The sequence below is a fragment of the Candidatus Amarobacter glycogenicus genome (assembly GCF_016704105.1).
GTDB classification, from domain to species: Bacteria; Chloroflexota; Dehalococcoidia; order Tepidiformales; family Tepidiformaceae; genus Amarobacter; species Amarobacter glycogenicus.
The window spans coordinates 23,097-39,264 of sequence record NZ_JADJAT010000020.1; the positions used below are offsets into that span (position 1 = coordinate 23,097).

Below are 16,168 nucleotides of genomic sequence, written 5' to 3' on the forward strand. Positions count from 1 at the left end.
TTGGTTTGTGGCTTGTGACCGGGGATTCTACGCGGAGGGCGGACGAAGAGCTTCGGGGTGGTTTGGTTCCGGCCGCAAGCTATAGCGGCACCATCCGCCCGGATGGCGGCGAGCCGATCGTCATCAGCGACCTGTGAGGCTGGATCGAGCAGCACGAAGCCCGCTGGTAACGCGCCGGCAGATCCCCGTCACAGGCAGAGAGGCGGGCCAGTTGGCCCGCCTCTCGTGTGGTGTGAACTCGCCGGGGTGAGCATCAGAACCGCATCTTGCGCAGGCGCTCGATCCGCTCTTCGAGCGGCGGGTGAGTGCTGAAGAGCTTGCTCATCCCTCCGCTTCGCATCGAGAAGGGCTTCACGATGTAGAGCGCCGAGACCGCCTCCTGGGCCGGCGTGTCCCGCATCGGGCGCATTTCGACGCCCCGCTGCAGCTTCTCCAGCGCGCTGGCGAGGGCTTCCGGGTCACGCGTTACTTCGGCCCCGGTCTTGTCGGCGGCGTACTCGCGCTGACGGCTGATGCCGAACTGGATCATGCTCGCCGCGATCGGCGCGATGAGAATGACGCCGAGCGTCACGAGCGGGTTCTGCTCGTCGCGGCGGCCCCCGAGGAGGCTCGACCACATGAGCATCTGGGCAATCATCGAAATGGCGCCCGCCACAGTCGCCACGATCGAACTCGTGAGGATGTCACGGTTCTTCACGTGGCCCATCTCGTGGCCGAGCACGCCCCGCAGTTCGCGGTCGGTGAGCAACCGCTGGATGCCCGTGGTGACGGCGACGACGCCATGCTTCGGGTCGCGACCGGTGGCGAAGGCGTTCGGCGAATCGTTCTGGATGATGTAGACGCGCGGCATCGGCATCCGGGAAAGCTCTGCCACCTCGCGAACCATCGCGAAGAGGTGCGGGTCGTCGCTCTCCTGGATCTGGTGCGCGCCTGCCATCCGCAGCGCCATCTTGTCGCTGAACCAGTAGGCGGTGAAATTCATGACGCCGGCGAAGATGAGCGCGAAGATCATTCCGCCCGTCCCGCCGATGAGGCCACCGATCGCCACCAGGAGGCCCGTCAGGGTCGCAAGCAGGACAGTGGTTTTAAGGAAATTCATGTTCGAGAGTTGGATAACCTCCGGCTACAAGTATAGCCGAGGGACACCTTCTGGAACGGGTAAAGAGGGACAGACTTGTCCCGCGAGGTCAGTCCGGGGGCCGCTTCGCCGACCTGCGGATGGCGAAAGTCGCCGCCTCTACCCTGCGCGTCAGCCCGAGTTTGCCAAGGATGTCGCTGACGTGGTGCTTCACGGTCCGCTCACTAAGGTAGAGCTGCTCGCCGATTTCGCGGTTGGTCTGGCCCTCGGCCACGAGTTCGAGGATCTTTTGTTCTCGCTCCGTGAGCGTCTGGACCATGCGGTCTTCTTCGCTGACCACGTTGCCGCGCCGGATCTGCTCGATGACCGTGGCGGATGAGGCGGGATCGAGCGTCTTGCCGCCCCGGGCAACGGTCCGCATCGCCTCGATCAGGTCGGCGGTGTTCACTTCCTTGAGCATGAAGCCGCTCGCACCGGCGACGATGGCGGCCATGACTGCCGTCTCGTCTGAGTACGAGGTGAGCATCAGGACGTTCGCTCCCGGCACCGCGGACCGGATTTCGCGGCAGGCCTCGATGCCACCAAGCTTCGGCATCCGGACATCCATCACCACGAGGTCTGGTTGTTCACGCTTCGCTTCGCGGACGGCTTCTTCGCCGTCGCGGGCTTCGGCGACGATGTTGAACTCGGGGTGGCCGCGCAGCACGGATTTCAGGCCCTGGCGGACGATGTCGTGGTCATCCGCCAGGAGCACTCTGAAGCTTTCACTCATCGTCGTCCTCCGCTGGTTTGTGACGCGGGATGGAGACCCGCACGGTGGCGCCCATCCCCGGGATGCCAATCAGTGTAAGCGTCGCGCCGAGGCGATCGGCTCGGGTCTGCATGGTGACGCGGCCAAGCCCTCGCCGCACGGTCGCGAGGTCGAAGCCTACACCGTTGTCCTGGACTGTGAGGATCGTCGCATCTTCCGACTGGCGGAGGTCGATAGCAACCTTGCTCGGGGCGCCATGGCGCACAGAGTTGCTGAGCGCCTCGCGGGCGATGTAGAGCAGGTCTTCGGCCTCGCGAGCGGAGAGTTCCTGGAGCGCCGCGGCAGAGATGTTCACGACCGAGGCAATGGCGGGCGAGACGATCTGGCGGATGACAAAAGCGAGGTCCCTGGTCAGTTCGGGTTCCGCGGCGGGCGTCCCTGTCTCGAGCATGAAGATGTAGCCGCGCATGTCCGCGATGAGGTCGTTGATCCGGGTCACGGCTGCCGCGAACGCCTCGCGGGCCTCGCCGGGGAAGTCCTCTCGATTCGAAAGCGAGTCGCACTCTAGACCGATGGCGTACAGCGCCTGGATCGTCCCATCGTGCAGGTCGTGGGCGATGCGTCCACGCTCTTCGAGCACGTACAAACGCCCTCGCCGTTCCCGGGCCAGGCCGGTCGCCAGGCTGACTGCTCCCTGCAGCGCAAGCACTGCCGCGGCCGATTCCTCGGCCTCGCTGAAGGGCTCGCGGCCGCGGTCCCGCGTCATGTAGAGCGACCCAATCGTCCGGCCGTTTGCGCGGATGGGAGCGCCGAGAAACGCGCACATGTCGGGGTGGCCCGCTGGCCATCCCGTGTAGCCGGAATAGGCCTGGACATCCGCGAGGCGGAACGGGCGGTCTCGCTCGGCAAGCTCGCCGAGGAGACCCCGGCCGCGGGGCGGGTCGCCCAGCCTGCGGGCCTGGTCTTCCGAGATGCCGGCGTAGATGAACCGCGTCATGATGCCCGTCTCATCGAAGGTGGAGATCGCGGCGAAGTCGGCTCCGGTCACTTCGCGGGCGCGGTGAGCCAGCCGCTGAAGCGTGTCCGAAAGGTCTTCGCTTCCCGCCAGCAATTCGCTGGTGACCGCCATCTCGGCGAGGCCGGACAGCAAGTCCGGGGCCGAGTGCTCGCGCGCACCGTGGTCCATTGGTGCTGATGTTACGGGAATATTCACAAACTGAGGGATTCTTCCCCCCCGGCCAGCGACTTAGTCCCGTTCGGCCATGCCCGGGCAGGCGGCCAACGGCCGAAACTTCGGGATATGGAAGCCGGCCGGATCCTGGTGGCGATAGGCGACGTGTCTCTCGCGCGGGTCTTAGCACTCTGGCTTGCGGATGCCCTCCCGGGCCGGGAAATCACGCGTTCCGGCGCGCTCGAGGCGGGCCCGGGAGACACCGTGCTGTTCACCCCTGGAGACCTGCCCCCTTCGACGGCGGGGGACATTGTGGCCCGGGGTTCCCGGGCCATCGTGCTCGCCCCGGTTCCTCGCCCAAGCGAGCAAGAGCACTACGTCGCGGTCGGCGTGCACTATGTCGTGATGTCGGTGGACAACGCCGCGCTACTGAGCATCGTCCGCCATGCCGGGCAAGATCACTCTTCCCCGATGGACTCCGAAACAGCCCCGAGCCATCGCGTGTCGCCGAATTGCTCTGCTTGATAGAGCCACCACTCCGCCCCCCACAGGTAGATCCGCCCGGCGCCCGTTTTCCGGGCGTAGATGATGTTCTCCGTCAGCTGCCGCGGTGCGAGGTTGGCCGATGGGTTCGTTGGTGAAAGCAGGCGGGAGTCTTCGTCCGTCCACGGTTCGGCCTGGAGTTCGGTTACCCAGAACTGCTTCCCCGAAGCACGAGCCTGGCGAGCCTGGTGGGCGTAGTTCGGCATCAGCGGTCCGAGCTCCATGATGTTCGCGACGGCCTCCACACCCAGCAGGTCGATGTTGCGTCGGGGGTACATGCTCTGGGCAAGCACATCACCATCGGCGAGCGCATCACGCCAACGCCGGTCCATCACGAAGTGCTGCGCGTGGTTGATCGCGATCGGCCGCCCCGCGGGGTCGTTCGCGCCGATGACGGCCACCACCTCGGCGACGTAGTCGCGGCTGAGCGAGTAGTGGTCGCTGCGGTGGGACGCGATGTAGGGCTCGTTTTCGGCGCTCCACGAGTCCACGGTCGCGTTCGCTGCGAAGTGCACGGTGACGTTCTTCACCATCTCCAGGGCGCGCGCGCGGAGCACCGGGTCTTCGGAGATGACGTCGCCCTGGCGAAGGTCCGTCCCGACCAGCGCCCAGTCGGGGATGTAGAACTCCGGATGGCGCTGAGCCTTGATCCCAATCCCGACCATCACAGACGCACCATGGTCGGCGGCAACCCGGAGCAACTCATCGGTGAGGGAGTAGTCGTAGGCGCCCTGGCTCGGCTCCACTTCGTCCCACTGGACCGAGAACCGCACGGAGCGGGCGCCGGTGGCATCGATGATCCTGGCGAGCACGTCGCCGCACCATTTGGCACGGCCAGGGCGGTCATCCGGTACGAACGGCCCGCCCGGCGTTTCGAGGAGCAGGTACTCGGCCTGGTCGCAGCTGAAGTTGATCCCGATGAGGCTATCGGCGGGCGGCTCGCGGTGCGTCCAGCTGAGGGCGGACATCAGCCAGAACTGGCCAACGAGCAGGACCGCGGCCATGCCGGCCAGCCCGCAGATCGCCACGATTCGAACGCGGCGCCGTTTCCGTGTCACGTCCGAAACCGTACGAGCCGGGGAAGGTAGCGGCCAACCGCTAGAATGCCGGGATGTTCCCCGAGCAGATCGCCGGCGACGGATTCGTGCTTCGCGCCCTCGTCCCTTCCGATGCGGCGGCGATGTTCGACTACCTCCGCCGGCCCGAGGTTTTCGAAGCGACCAGCAGTGGCGGATGGACGCGCGAGGCAGTCGACGAGTTCGTCCGCTCCAACGCCGAAGGCATGATCGGGAGCCGCTGGTGCCGCTACGCGATCGTGCCCGGCGGGGCCGCCGCACTCGCCGGCGATATCGGCTTCGGCTCCATCGACATCCGAAACCGCCGCGCCGAGATCGGCTACCACCTCGCCCCGGAATCCTGGGGCCGCGGCCTCATGACCCGGGCGGTCGGCGCGCTCAACGCGTGGGCGTTCGCCGAGGGATTCCACCGCATCGAGGCGACGGTGATGGAGGGAAACTTCCGGTCCGAGCGCGTCCTCCAGCGCTCCGGCTTCGCGCGCGAGGCAACCCTGCGCGACTACAAGTACGTGCGCGGCGCATTCCGCGACTTCTCGCTCTGGTCGCTCCTGGCCACCGGCGGACGCTGACCGCCGGCCTGCTTAGACACACATCCTGCGGACCACCTCGTACATCAGCTCGCAGCCCATGTTGAGGTTCTCGACCGTCAGGAACTCGTTGTTTCCGTGGAAACCTGCAGCCTCTTCGGAGCTGAGCAGGCAGGGATGAAGCCATAGGCAGGAATGCCACGGTCCCGGAGGAAGCGGTTGTCGGTCGCGCCGACGGTCATCGCCGGGACGACGACCGCCTCTTCCATCGCTTCCTTGACGACGGCGTTGATCGTCCAGAACAGTTCCGTGTCCCATTCCGCCGGTTTCGGGAGCCGCCCGGATGTCTGCCGCGCAAACTCCACCTGGATGCGGTCGTCATCGATGAAGTCGATGACCTGTTGGCGCCACGCCTCCGGGTCCTGCCCTGGAAGGAGGCGGCAATCGAGGAAGGCCTGGCTCCGCGCGGGGATGACGTTAATCTTGATGCCGCTGTTCACCATGGTGACGTTGAGTGTGTTCACAAAGGCCGCGTAGAGGGCGGGAGACCGCCTGATCTGCTCTTCCACGGCCGCCTTATCAGCAAGCGGCGGCATGAGGCCGGCCTCGGCGAGGCGCTCCAGGTACGCGACCGTGTCGGGCGTGTAGGTGATGCCCCGGTCCCAATCGTGGAGCTTGATGAGCGCGCGCATCAGGTGGATGGCCGAGTTGTCGGCATGGGGGCGGCTGCCGTGGCCGGGCGTGCCCACGGCTGTCAGTTTCAAGCCACCGCCGGCGTACTTCTCGTTCGTGGCTACGTTGAAGAGCTGGACCTGCTTCCCGGCAAAGCGGCTGGCACCGGTGCCGCCTTCGCTCAACTCGAACTCGACATCGACCAGGTCGGGGCGGTGCTCACAGAGCCACTGCATCCCGAGCGCACTGCCCGCTTCCTCATCCGGCACCGCACAGAAAACGACATCCCGCCTGAGGGCCATCCCCTGCCGTTTGAGCAGCAGGAACGCGATGAGCTGCATGACGCCCGTGCCCTTCATGTCGATGGCGCCGCGGCCGTAGACGCGCCCGTCTTTCACCACGCCTTCGAAGGCGGGCATGTCCCAGTACTGGGCCTCGACCGGGACGACATCGGTGTGGTTGCAGAGCATCAGGGCGCGCTTCGAACCATCGCCATGGAGGCGGGCGACCATCACCTCGCGGTTTGGCGCCGTCTCGATGTACTCAGTTTCGATGCCTTCCGCTTCCAGCAAGGCGCCGAGGAAGCGGGCCGCCGGCTTCTCGTTTCCCGGCGGGTTGGAAGTGTCGATCTGGAGGTAGCGCACGAAGATGTCGAGCGCTTCGCGGTGGAGGGCGGGCCAGTCAATCATGAGGTCGGAGTCCCGGGGTGGAAGTCCCGGAATCCTACCGGGTTCGCCGAAACGGGGCGTCCGGGGCAGCGTCACCTTTTCGTGACGGCAGACCAATACCGTGTGTCGGCGGGCCGAGGTCCGCACTCCAGGGAGTTGGCCGTGTATCTCAATGCAACGTTGTTTCTTGCCGGGCGCGTCTGGGTGTTTCACCCGGCGTTGGCGCTTTTCTTCTATCTCGTCGCGGTCGCGATCTGCGTCGGCGTGCTCATGGCTGTCGCGTCTGCTCGCGGCCGGTCCGGGCTCTGGTCGTTGTTCGGCGTCTGGCTCATCCCGGGTCTCTTGATCGGCTTGCTCGTCCTCATCGCGCTGCCATCGAACGCCCGACCCCCGGCGACCCCGAGCGGCGGCGCGCCGGCGTAACGCGAAACGTAGGCCCCTCAACTCAGGAAAAGACAGAACGGGTGGCCCGCAGGGTCCAGCATGACTCGCAGGTCGTCCCGCCCCTGGTACTCCGCGAGCCTTGCCCCGCAGGCGAGGGCAAACGCCGCGGCCGCCTCCAGGTCCTCGACCTTGATATCGAGGTGGATCATCTTCCTCTGCGCCCCCGGTTCTTCGGGCCAGGTGGGCGGCATGTAGTCCGGGTAGGCCTGGAATGAGACTCCGGTGCCGCCCTCCGGGTCGCGCATGAGGATGAAGTCGTCGTCCTGCCAGGTGATCTCCCAGCCCAGGAACTTCCCGTAGAAGGCCGCCATCGCATCAGGATCCAGGCAGTCCATGTTGATCGTCCTGAGGCTGATGAATGGGCGCTGCGGGCTCATTGCCGGCCGTCCGGGAGCCGCAGGAGCCCGGCGTCGACGCAGTTGATGCCGTCGAAACGCATCAGGACACCTTCGCAACGTTCGCACGAAAGGCCCCAATCCGAGTAGTCGTAGCGAGGAAGCAGTCCGGCAACGCCTGCCTCGATGATCCCGCCGTGCGAGACCACGAGAGCACGGCCGTTTGCCGGCAGCTCCGCGGCGATTCGGCGAAGGAGGTCCGCATGGGCCCGGCATGCACGGGTGGTGGCCCCGCCAAGGGCGAAGCCGCGCGCGAACTCCGCGCAGCCCAGAGTCCAATCGACTTCGTCTTCCCAGCTCGGCGCAGCGTAGCCGAGCACCGGCTCCTGTCGGTCGACGGCGTAGCCCATCGCTATCGCGGTCTCGAAGGCGCGCGGCATGTCGCTCGTCACCACGAGGTCGAACCGCCCCATGGTGCCGCCCACGCGACGCGCGAGGTTGACCCCCTTCTGGGTGAGGTGCTCTCCGGGTGGTTCGCGCCAGCTGTGGCGGCGATGCTCGATTTCAGGCATGGAGCGGGAACGATAGCACGAGCGCCCCGCTCGTCCGGACCTACCGCCGGATCAAGCCTCGCCCGGCGGCTTCTTCGATCACCTGGACCACGTTTGTGGCAGCGCCCTTGCGGATGCTGTCGGTCACGGTCCAGAGCGTGATCCCTCCCGGCAACGAGCTATCGCCCCGGAGCCGGCCGACGAGGACGTCGTCCGTCCCGGCGACGTCCATCGGCGTGGGATAGCTCTCCTTCGCCGGGTCATCGATGAGGCGGACTCCCCTGGCGGCAGCGATCAAGTCGCGCGCCTCCGCAGGCGTTACTGGCCGCTCAAACTCGGCCCAGACGTTCATCGCGTGGCCGAAGAAGGTGGGAATCCGGACACATGTGGCGCTGATCGCGATATCCGGCGCGTGCAGGATCTTCCGCGTCTCGTTCGCCATCTTGATCTCTTCCTTGGTGTAACCGCCTTCATCGAACACATCGATCTGTGGGACCGCGTTGAAAGCGATCTCGCGCTTCTGCGTACCGGAAGGCTCGTGGCGTCCGGCGAGGGCGGCTTCCGTCTCGGTGCGAAGGCCATCGACCGCGGCGGAGCCGGCGCCGGCCACCGCCTGGTAGGTGCTGACGACGATGCGGCGCAGGGGGTTCACGCGGTGGATGGGCGCCAGGGCGAGGACCATCGGCGTCGTCGTGCAATTCGGCTGGCTGACGATGCCCTGGTGCCACGAGAGGTCGTCGGCGTTGACCTCCGGGATGACGAGCGGGACCGCCGGGTCCATGCGGTAGGCGCTCGAGTCATCGATGACGAAGCTCCCGTTGCGCTGGGCAATCGGTGCGTACTGCTTCGAAGCCGACCCGGAGGCGGAGAGGAAGACGACATCGTCCGCGGGCGAAAAGCTGGCTTCGCTGGTCTCTTCGACCGTGATCTTCTCTCCCCGGAACTCGACCACCTTCCCGGCGGAGCGGGCAGTAGCGAGGAGGCGGAGGCGCTTGACCGGAGTCTTGCGGGTTTCAAGCAGTTTCAGGAACTCGCGGCCAACAATGCCGGCGCCGCCGACCACGGTGATGTTGTAGGCGTCCACAGGGCGCACTCCGGGGGAAAGGGTGACGGTTATGGTAGTGGGAGGAGGGTGATAGGGTCACTCGGGGTTGCAGTCGGGGTCCGTGAACTGGTGCTCACGAACGGATCGCGCCGGATAGAAGCAACTGGACCGGGACCCGGCGGATCTGGATGGAGCCGAACGAGCGGCGGCCATCCCAAGCGGCCGGGACGTGCCGTCCCCAACTACGGCGCGGGCGCGAAGCTGAGGCGGCCCCAGGGGCCGGTGGTTTCGCCGCCGCTGAACACGGTGGCGACATCGCCCCCACCAGGGTAGATGCCTCGCAGCGAGGCAACGCCGCCTTCGACTTCGAAGACGTACGCCTGGTAAGAGCCGGGGCCGTTGCCGGGGATGGCTTCGAAGGCGAGGACGAAGAGCGTACAGGGTGGCGCATCGGTGGCGCAGCCGATGGCACGGAGTGGGCCGGAGGCCGCAGTCGTACGGTTCAGCTGGCTCGCGAAGGCGTCAGCGGAACCCAGCTGGCCACTCTGGGACATGATGAAGCGGCCCTGCGCACCCGCGACCTCGATCGTGGTGCAGAAGGGGTGAGGAGCGCCGCTGCACGAGGCATCAAAGGCGCGGGTAATGTCTCGGAGGCTATCGTCTCGGGCCGAGACGGCGGCTTCGAACCAGCGAGCGAAGGCAGAGACGTCGGCCGGCCCCGTCACAGCGGGGACCGCTGATAACGCCGGAACCGGCGCGGGTGGGTCCGGCACGGCCCGCACCGAAACTTCGATGGACGGACCTTTGGAAGCATCGGTGCATGGCGGGTAGACGCTGCTGGCCCCGATGCCGGACTGGGTATCGATGTCGTGGAAGTACCAGAGCGGGACGTGGTCGAACTGCCTGGGCGCATCCGGATCGTCCAGGACTACCATCTGGCCCTGAGCGTTGCGGACGACCGTCGGGATATATTCGGGAACCGGTGTCGGCACGGGTTCGCACCAGTTCTTCCAGCGGACGGTCACGATCGCCTGGTCAGTGCCGGCGGGAGCGATGAGGGCGCCCGCCCGGGTCGCCAGCCGTTTGCCCTGCGGCGTTTCGCCCGTTGCGACGACGAAGGCTTCGGTGAACTCTATAAGGTCGCAGGTGCGTGGCTTGGTGAAGACGAATTCGGCGACGGCGGTGTCGCCGTCAAGGCGGCGGCTGCTGCTGGCCATCAGTTCGCCGGGAATGCACGGGCGAGCAATGCCGGCCGGGAGGACGATAGCGGTGGGGGCGGCCTGCGTTGGGGTTGGGGCGGCGGCCACCGCAACGCCCGGCCCCTCGTCCGAAGGCCCAGCAGGGGCACCTTCGCGAATGGCGCCGACCACCACGGCCGCGCCAACGACTCCCGCCACGGACGCTCCGCTGATGCTGAGCGCCTTCAGCGAGAACCACGCCGGGACGAGCGATCGGACGCGAGCGAGCCGGTTCGCCCGCTGGCGCTGCTGCCAGGCGACGACGGCTTCTTCGCGGGACGGGACATCGAGCCGCGCCAGGATTTCGCTGACGTGCCACTTCACGCCGTCGAGCGTGATGCCGAGGCGGTCGGCGATTTCGCCATTGGTACAGCCGCGGGCGATGAGCCCCAGGACTTCCTGCTGGCGCGGGCTCAGTTCGAAGCGAACGGAGGGCTCGTTGGCTGCGCGGGGACGTGACATGGGGGCACCGTACCGCTTCGAAACAAGGTGTGCCCTACCTTATGCAGTTCATGCCATATCGTATTGTGTGGGAGGCGAAGCCGGAGCATTTGCACCGCGGCGGCGCGCTGACACGGGAGTTCTTCACGATCCTGGGATCTGTGTGCCTCCGCGTCTCTGTGGGTCGATTCAAGGACCCACCGGGCGGGTAGACTGCGAGTACAAAAAACAACCTGGAGCCGACGCATGACCGCACCCGCCGAACTGACCGATATCGCCTATTCGACCGATGGCCCGATCGCCTGGATCACCTTCAACCGCCCGAAGTACCGCAACGCCCAGAGCTGGCGGCTGCTGGACGAGTTCGATACCGCGATGGACCTGGCCGACGCCGACGAGGCCGTACAGGTGATCATCGTCCGCGGTGCCGGCGGCAACTTCTCCAGCGGACACGACCTCGGCACGCCGGAACAATCCGAGGCGCGGAAGGCGAAGGGCATCGGCGATGCCGGCATCGACTTCTACAACAACTTCAAGCACTACAACCTCGACCTGCTGCTGAAGTGGCGCAACGCCCGCAAACCCACGATCGCGATGGTCGAGGGCTACTGCATCTTCGCCGGCTGGATGATGGCGGCGTGTGTCGACATTGTCTTCGCCGCGAAGGACGCTCTCTTCCTGCCGGCGCTGCTCGAGTACTTCTCGCTGCCCTACGACATTGGCACGAGGAAGGCGAAGGAGCTTATGTTCGAAAGCCGCTTCCTCACGGCCGATGAAGCGATGGAGTGCGGCTTCGTGAACAGGGTCTATGACCTCGCCGACCTGGAGCGCGAGACCGTGAACTATGCCCTCCGCGTGGCCGAAAACGCGCCCATGAACGTTCGCATGGCGAAGGTCGCGGCGAACAAGTCCCAGGACCTGATGGGCTACACGGCATCATTGGAATCGGGGCTCTCGGACTACATGCTGATGATGACCAACCAGGGCTCGGGCCGCGTTCAGGGGATGCGCCGGCTCGGAGGAGTCGACCTCGCAGTGAGGGGCCTCAAGGGCGAGCGTGCGGGGCTGACGCCAAGGGAGTAGGGCTGGCCGGGTCACGGCAGACGATTCGACCTGCAAGTGCCGAGCGCATCGATGTCCCCTACGGCAGGAACCGCTCCGCCTCGTATCGAACCATCGATTCCCCGAGCGATGCGTAGATCAACTCGATGAGGTCGTTCCCGCGCTGGTCGTAGTTCTTGGGGTCGATCGCGGATGAATTCGTGACGATGTAGAGCGCGAGAATCAGCGACGTCCGCGCATAGTCATCCCGCGGCATGGAGGCCTCGTAGTAGGTGTCTAGCAATTCATCGGTGTGCTTCGCGATCACGTCTTTCCGCAGGTTGCCGGAGATGAAGTACTGCAGGTCCAGCGATCCGATTGAAGCCGAGCAAATCTGCCAATCGAGGACGACACAGGCATCAGCCGAACCCGGTTCGCCGAACATCAGGTTGTCGAGCCGGAAGTCGGAGTGCACGAGCGTAAGCGGGCGGTCGAACAGCCCGTCGAGGTACTCGTCGAACTTCTCCGCCAGCCCCTCGCGCAGCGCAGCACCAACGGGTCGAACCGGTGAGCCCAGTTCTCCGTGAACTGCGGCAGGTTCTGGACGAAACCGAACTTAAGCACCTGGTAGAACGGGTGACCGCGCGATGGCAGCCAGGCATACTTCGTGAGCTGCGCAGATTGCCACCACTTTCCGTGCAGTTGGCCGAGCGTCGTAACCGCGAGCTTCGCCTGCTCTATCGAACACGACGCGAGCTGGTCGCCGACCTGCGCCGTGGTCACGTCCTCCAGTACCAGCGCGAAGTCAGCCTCGGCGGGCTCGAAGAGCGCGTAGTATGGCTTCGGCGTCCGGACGCCAACCGCGTAACCGATATCCCGATAGAAGCCCACCTCCCGCTCGTAAAAGCCAAGGACCGCCGCCATGCCCCGCGCTTCCGCGACCCGCGTCGGCAGCTTCACGATGACCGAAGCCGGGGCCGCTGGACCGGGGTCGCCTTCGTAAGCAAGCTTCATCCGGGCAAGCTCGCCCAGGAACCCGGAACCCTCGCCGATCCGCGTCGAATCGACGGCACGCACGCGCGAACCGGGAGCCAGAACGGTGCCGAGCGCCGCCGTGAGCCAGTCGGGAGTGACCGAGTTAACTCCCGCGGGGATGCGCAGCACTGTCATGGGCGTTCGTCCTTGGGAAGATGGCGCATCGTAACAGCAGGCAGCCAGTCCGCAAGGCGGCGCCAAACCGTCTAGTCTCGCGGCAGCTGACGCCCGAGGATCCCGGACGGCGACGGCTCCGGCCTCCCCGGACGGTAGGAGAGGTGGCCGCCGAGCGCGGCAAGCTTATCGACCGCCGTGAGCCACCAGAAGCCGAGGCTGCCCGGAATCCGGCCGGCGCATCGCTGGAGCAAGCCCGCGTTCAATACTGCTCCCCTGCTGCAAGCGGCAGCCAGCAACCCGGTGCCCGCGCGAGGCGCGAACCGCTTGCTCAGGCGCGAGACGGCCTTCAGGTGGCCGCCGTGCCACTCGACCTGGGGGTGTTCCTGCATCAGGCGCTGCGCCCCCCAGCCGTGACAGACTTGTTTTGCCGCGAAGACGCGGAGGTCGTCGTCGTGCAGGTGGTCGACGCGCATTAGGGGCTGGTAGGCGACCCGGATGCCTGCTGCCTCGGCGCGAAGGCCGAACGCGGTGTCGCCGACGCGGCGGTAGCGCTCTTCAAATCGCAGGGCCTCGAAGACTCGGCGCCGGACCGCCAGGTTCCGCGTGTCGCACTCAGTCGGCTGTCCCGGCTGGAGCCGCCGCAGGTGGGCCTCGTATCGCCGCTGGATGAGCGCAGCGACCGGCGAATCAACGACGCTGCCGGAGTATCCCTGGACGATGTCCGCCCCGCTCGCGATACCGTCCAGCCCCGCGGCGAGCCAGCCTTTCAGGACGATGCAGTCTGCGTCGGTGAAGAATACGACCTCACCGTCGGCGGCATCGATGCCGCGATTCCGAGCGGCATAGACGCCGACATCGGCGAGAGATAGCAGCGTCACCATGCCGGGAAGACGCCGCCGAAGCTCCGCAGTGAACTCGGGTGTCGAGGCGTTATCGACGACGACGACCTGGAGCTGCGCCACTTCGTCCGCGCAACGGATGACGGAGTCAATCGCCTGGAAAACACCCGGGTCAGACCTCACCGGGATGATGACGCTGACAGCATGGCTTGTCATTTCGATGCGGACGATGGTACCCGTTCGACTGCTTCGATCACCCGGGCGCAGGAACGAGCCGATTCGACCCCGGCGAGTGCCGGAAGGGGCCGGCCGGCGAGTGACTCCGCCCAATCGCCCAGGAGCGAAGCGACCGCGGCAACCGGTGGCGCTGGCTCTCGCCGAAGCCGCCGAACGGCCCCGGCCAGCAGGCCCCTCGCAGGGTCCGGCACGGGCCGCCCATCGATGGCGAGGGTTTCCAAGTACTCATGTCCGTGAGAGACCTCCCAGGTGAAGCGGCGGCCGCTCTCGAACACGAAGGTCCCAGAAGCGCGACCAGCCGTGCGAGTGACCCCCTCCACCGTCGCTATCTCCTCTCCCGACAGCCATCCGGCAAGATCGGCGGCGTGCGGCAGAAGGTCCCTCTCGACTGTTTCGACCGTCTTCGCTCCCCAGGCCTCAGGACTCGTCTGGAGCCGGTAGTCCAGGTTGTGTCCCCGGCCCAGGCCGCCCGGGTACTGCTTCCAGTACCGGCGAGAAAACGCGCAAGTCAGGAGTACCGGGTTCGGCCAATCTTCGGCTTCGGCGACGGTGAGCGCGGGCGGCTTCTCGACGAGCACCGGGAGCCCTCTGTCCAGGGCAAGGGCGACGTGCCTGGCGTGGAGCGGTGGCGGGGAGAGCACCAGGATGGCGTCGACTTCGGCACCGGCGAGGAGGGCTTCGGGCTGCGAGAAGTCCGCCGGGACGGCAGGGTCAGCGGTTGCGGCCACGCAGAAGTCGCGCCGGATGGCCACGGCGGGCGCGTAGAGCTGGCGGTAGACCTGCCCCAGGCCGAAGACGCCGAGGCGGATCGGGGGGTTCACCCGAAGAACACCGTCCCCTCGTGATGCCGTTGCGAGGGGACGCCATAGAGCGAAAGAAGCGAGGGCGCGAAGTCCCGGTTGTCCACCTCGGTGCGAGCGAGCGAGGCAGTCGAGCCTGATGCGCCCCGCATGAACACGAACCCGCGGCCCGTATGGATACCGTTCCGCGCCTCGGGGTCGTGATTCGCCAGTTCTCGGCCCTCGGGGCCCAGGATCGTCGTCGCCCTGTGAACGGTGGGAGTCGCGAGCAGCAGCGCATCCGGCAGCCGATGCGCGCGCGGGCCAGCGAAGCGCCCACCGATGCGGAGCAGCGATTCGAACGCGGGCTGTCCGTCAGGCGCCTTGCACTCGGCCGCCAGTCCGGCCAGGCGCGCGAGCGCAGCCTCGGCCTCGCCAGGACCGAAACGCCCGTCTCGCTCCCGCCCTTCGAGGTTCATGCGCAGACCGAGGTGCCCGTCGTGGGCGATGCGGAAGACGGGGTCATGCGCAAGGTCTCCGCCAATACTCGAAAGCGCCCCCTGGCGGGCCGCGCGGAGGGGCCCCGGAAGCCGCCGCCAGATGGCCCGGTGGACCGAATCGGGCATCAGGTCGCGCAGGCGGCGCAAGGCGTCCGGCGCGGCCACCGCCGCTTCGGGCTTCTTCCCCAGTGCCAACGCCAGGAGCTGGTTTCCAAGTCCCCCCGAGTAGTCGACCTGTTCGACCATGCCATGGAGCGCGAGGAGGACGATGTGTGCGTCGGGCCCGGCTGCATCGATGATCTGCGGCCATGCATCATCGAGCGGGCGCAGGATGTCGCCGAGGGCAGAGACGTTCGTGGCGGTCCCGGAAAGCTGCTGCGGAGCGGCAAGGTAGTGTCCCGCCTTGTGGGTCTCGCCGAAGGCGCAGAGGAAGAAACCGCTCCCGCGGCGCTCCCGGAGAAGCGTCCCTATCGCCTGCGCCCTCATGTCGACGCCCCGGCCCAGGCTGGCCACCATGGCGAGCTTCTCTTTCAGCCCATGCGGTTCAACCGTGTCGAACTCGAGCGGATGCTTCCCGAAGCGCTTGCGAAAACTGGTCCCATACCCTGCCGGCCAGGAGGCTGGCTCAATCTCGTCGTGAGTGCCCCAGGCGTTGACCTGGAGAACGCCGGGCCGTCGGACGAGGGGCACGTAGGGAGGGTCGATAATCGTGAGCGGGACGCCGGACTCCGCGAGTGCGTCCCAGAACGGCGTGATCGTCAGCGCGGGATGGGAGTTGCGGGCGTAACCCATCTCCTCCTCCATCCACTGCGTCCAGAAGTACATTCCGTGGAAGCCTGGGTTCGCTCCCGTCGCGAACGTCGGCCAGAGACTGCCATGCAACGTGTCGCCGTCGGAGCGGACGGTCGCCCGCCCGGCTTCGCGCGCGAATCGCGCAAGGTTGGGCAGCGAACCAACCTCCAGCAGGTGCTCAAAGACGGTCAGCTCCATCGCGTCGAGCGCGATGACGACAACGCGGGCGTCGTTCGAACCAGTCACCGGGCGACTCCGGATGTCACCCTCCGAAGCTACCGGCGGCAC

General features: G+C 66.6%; 18 protein-coding genes. 4 read left to right on the forward strand and 14 right to left on the reverse strand.

What is annotated here, in order from left to right; genetic code table 11:
- Window positions 1-253: 253 nt before the first annotated feature.
- The 3 genes from IPG14_RS14515 to IPG14_RS14525 form a co-directional block, all read right to left on the reverse strand.
- Complete coding sequence (locus tag IPG14_RS14515; RefSeq protein WP_343386247.1) at window positions 254-1,099, reverse strand: zinc metalloprotease HtpX; 846 nt, start codon at window positions 1,097-1,099, stop codon at window positions 254-256.
- An 88-nt stretch (window positions 1,100-1,187) separates the two neighbouring features.
- Window positions 1,188-1,850 (reverse strand): response regulator transcription factor, encoded by a 663-nt coding sequence (locus IPG14_RS14520; protein ID WP_343386248.1) that lies wholly within the window; start codon window positions 1,848-1,850, stop codon window positions 1,188-1,190.
- Window positions 1,843-3,015, reverse strand: coding sequence for a GAF domain-containing protein (locus IPG14_RS14525; protein ID WP_343386249.1), 1,173 nt, complete (start codon window positions 3,013-3,015; stop codon window positions 1,843-1,845). The genes IPG14_RS14520 and IPG14_RS14525 overlap by 8 nt, the downstream gene beginning before the upstream one ends.
- Window positions 3,016-3,129: 114 nt before the next feature.
- On the opposite strand from IPG14_RS14525, the gene IPG14_RS14530 reads away from it, so the two are divergent.
- Window positions 3,130-3,525 carry a hypothetical protein gene (locus IPG14_RS14530; protein WP_343386250.1) on the forward strand — a complete coding sequence of 132 codons (396 nt, stop codon included), beginning with the start codon at window positions 3,130-3,132 and terminating at the stop codon, window positions 3,523-3,525.
- Here IPG14_RS14530 and IPG14_RS14535 read toward each other — a convergent pair.
- A complete protein-coding gene (locus IPG14_RS14535) occupies window positions 3,459-4,601 on the reverse strand; it encodes a beta-galactosidase (protein ID WP_343392301.1) in 1,143 nt (380 codons plus the stop codon). The two genes, IPG14_RS14530 and IPG14_RS14535, sit on opposite strands and share 67 nt — an antisense overlap.
- Window positions 4,602-4,654: 53 nt before the next feature.
- On the opposite strand from IPG14_RS14535, the gene IPG14_RS14540 reads away from it, so the two are divergent.
- On the forward strand, window positions 4,655-5,188 hold the full coding sequence (locus tag IPG14_RS14540; RefSeq protein WP_343392302.1) for a GNAT family protein: 534 nt from the start codon (window positions 4,655-4,657) through the stop codon (window positions 5,186-5,188).
- Between the two features lie 77 nt (window positions 5,189-5,265).
- Here IPG14_RS14540 and IPG14_RS14545 read toward each other — a convergent pair whose 3' ends face one another.
- Window positions 5,266-6,507: a M20/M25/M40 family metallo-hydrolase gene (locus IPG14_RS14545; RefSeq protein WP_343392303.1), complete on the reverse strand. Its 1,242-nt coding sequence runs from the start codon at window positions 6,505-6,507 to the stop codon at window positions 5,266-5,268.
- A gap of 141 nt (window positions 6,508-6,648) precedes the next feature.
- Between IPG14_RS14545 and IPG14_RS14550 the strand changes: the two genes are divergently transcribed.
- On the forward strand, window positions 6,649-6,909 hold the full coding sequence (locus IPG14_RS14550; RefSeq protein WP_343386254.1) for a hypothetical protein: 261 nt from the start codon (window positions 6,649-6,651) through the stop codon (window positions 6,907-6,909).
- A gap of 17 nt (window positions 6,910-6,926) precedes the next feature.
- On the opposite strand, the gene IPG14_RS14555 is transcribed toward IPG14_RS14550, so the two are convergent.
- The 4 genes from IPG14_RS14555 to IPG14_RS14570 all read right to left on the reverse strand — a co-directional run bounded on the left by IPG14_RS14555 (window position 6,927) and on the right by IPG14_RS14570 (window position 10,561).
- Entirely contained in the window at window positions 6,927-7,307 is a 381-nt protein-coding gene (locus IPG14_RS14555) for a VOC family protein (protein ID WP_343392304.1), read from the reverse strand.
- A complete protein-coding gene (locus IPG14_RS14560) occupies window positions 7,304-7,837 on the reverse strand; it encodes a phosphoglycerate mutase family protein (RefSeq protein WP_343392305.1) in 534 nt (177 codons plus the stop codon). Before IPG14_RS14560 ends, IPG14_RS14555 begins: the two co-directional genes overlap by 4 nt.
- Before the next feature lie 40 nt (window positions 7,838-7,877).
- Window positions 7,878-8,900 carry an aspartate-semialdehyde dehydrogenase gene (locus tag IPG14_RS14565; RefSeq protein WP_343392306.1) on the reverse strand — a complete coding sequence of 341 codons (1,023 nt, stop codon included), beginning with the start codon at window positions 8,898-8,900 and terminating at the stop codon, window positions 7,878-7,880.
- 203 nt (window positions 8,901-9,103) lie between these two features.
- A complete protein-coding gene (locus tag IPG14_RS14570; RefSeq protein WP_343386258.1) occupies window positions 9,104-10,561 on the reverse strand; it encodes a helix-turn-helix transcriptional regulator in 1,458 nt (485 codons plus the stop codon).
- Window positions 10,562-10,786: 225 nt separating this feature from the next.
- Between IPG14_RS14570 and IPG14_RS14575 the strand changes: the two genes are divergently transcribed.
- The gene (locus IPG14_RS14575; protein WP_343386259.1) at window positions 10,787-11,623 is read left to right on the forward strand and encodes an enoyl-CoA hydratase-related protein; all 837 of its coding nucleotides are present in this window, start codon (window positions 10,787-10,789) and stop codon (window positions 11,621-11,623) included.
- 58 nt (window positions 11,624-11,681) lie between these two features.
- On the opposite strand, the gene IPG14_RS14580 is transcribed toward IPG14_RS14575, so the two are convergent.
- From IPG14_RS14580 to IPG14_RS14600, 5 genes are all read right to left on the reverse strand, one after another.
- Window positions 11,682-12,125, reverse strand: a complete 444-nt coding sequence (locus IPG14_RS14580) for a phosphotransferase (RefSeq protein ID WP_343392585.1) — start codon at window positions 12,123-12,125, stop codon at window positions 11,682-11,684.
- Window positions 12,026-12,751: a hypothetical protein gene (locus IPG14_RS14585; RefSeq protein WP_343392307.1), complete on the reverse strand. Its 726-nt coding sequence runs from the start codon at window positions 12,749-12,751 to the stop codon at window positions 12,026-12,028. Before IPG14_RS14585 ends, IPG14_RS14580 begins: the two co-directional genes overlap by 100 nt.
- A gap of 71 nt (window positions 12,752-12,822) precedes the next feature.
- Window positions 12,823-13,788 carry a glycosyltransferase gene (locus IPG14_RS14590; protein ID WP_343392308.1) on the reverse strand — a complete coding sequence of 322 codons (966 nt, stop codon included), beginning with the start codon at window positions 13,786-13,788 and terminating at the stop codon, window positions 12,823-12,825.
- On the reverse strand, window positions 13,785-14,630 hold the full coding sequence (locus IPG14_RS14595; protein ID WP_343392309.1) for a Gfo/Idh/MocA family oxidoreductase: 846 nt from the start codon (window positions 14,628-14,630) through the stop codon (window positions 13,785-13,787). The genes IPG14_RS14590 and IPG14_RS14595 overlap by 4 nt, the downstream gene beginning before the upstream one ends.
- Window positions 14,627-16,126: an alkaline phosphatase family protein gene (locus IPG14_RS14600; protein ID WP_343392310.1), complete on the reverse strand. Its 1,500-nt coding sequence runs from the start codon at window positions 16,124-16,126 to the stop codon at window positions 14,627-14,629. The genes IPG14_RS14595 and IPG14_RS14600 overlap by 4 nt, the downstream gene beginning before the upstream one ends.
- Window positions 16,127-16,168 lie beyond the last annotated feature (42 nt).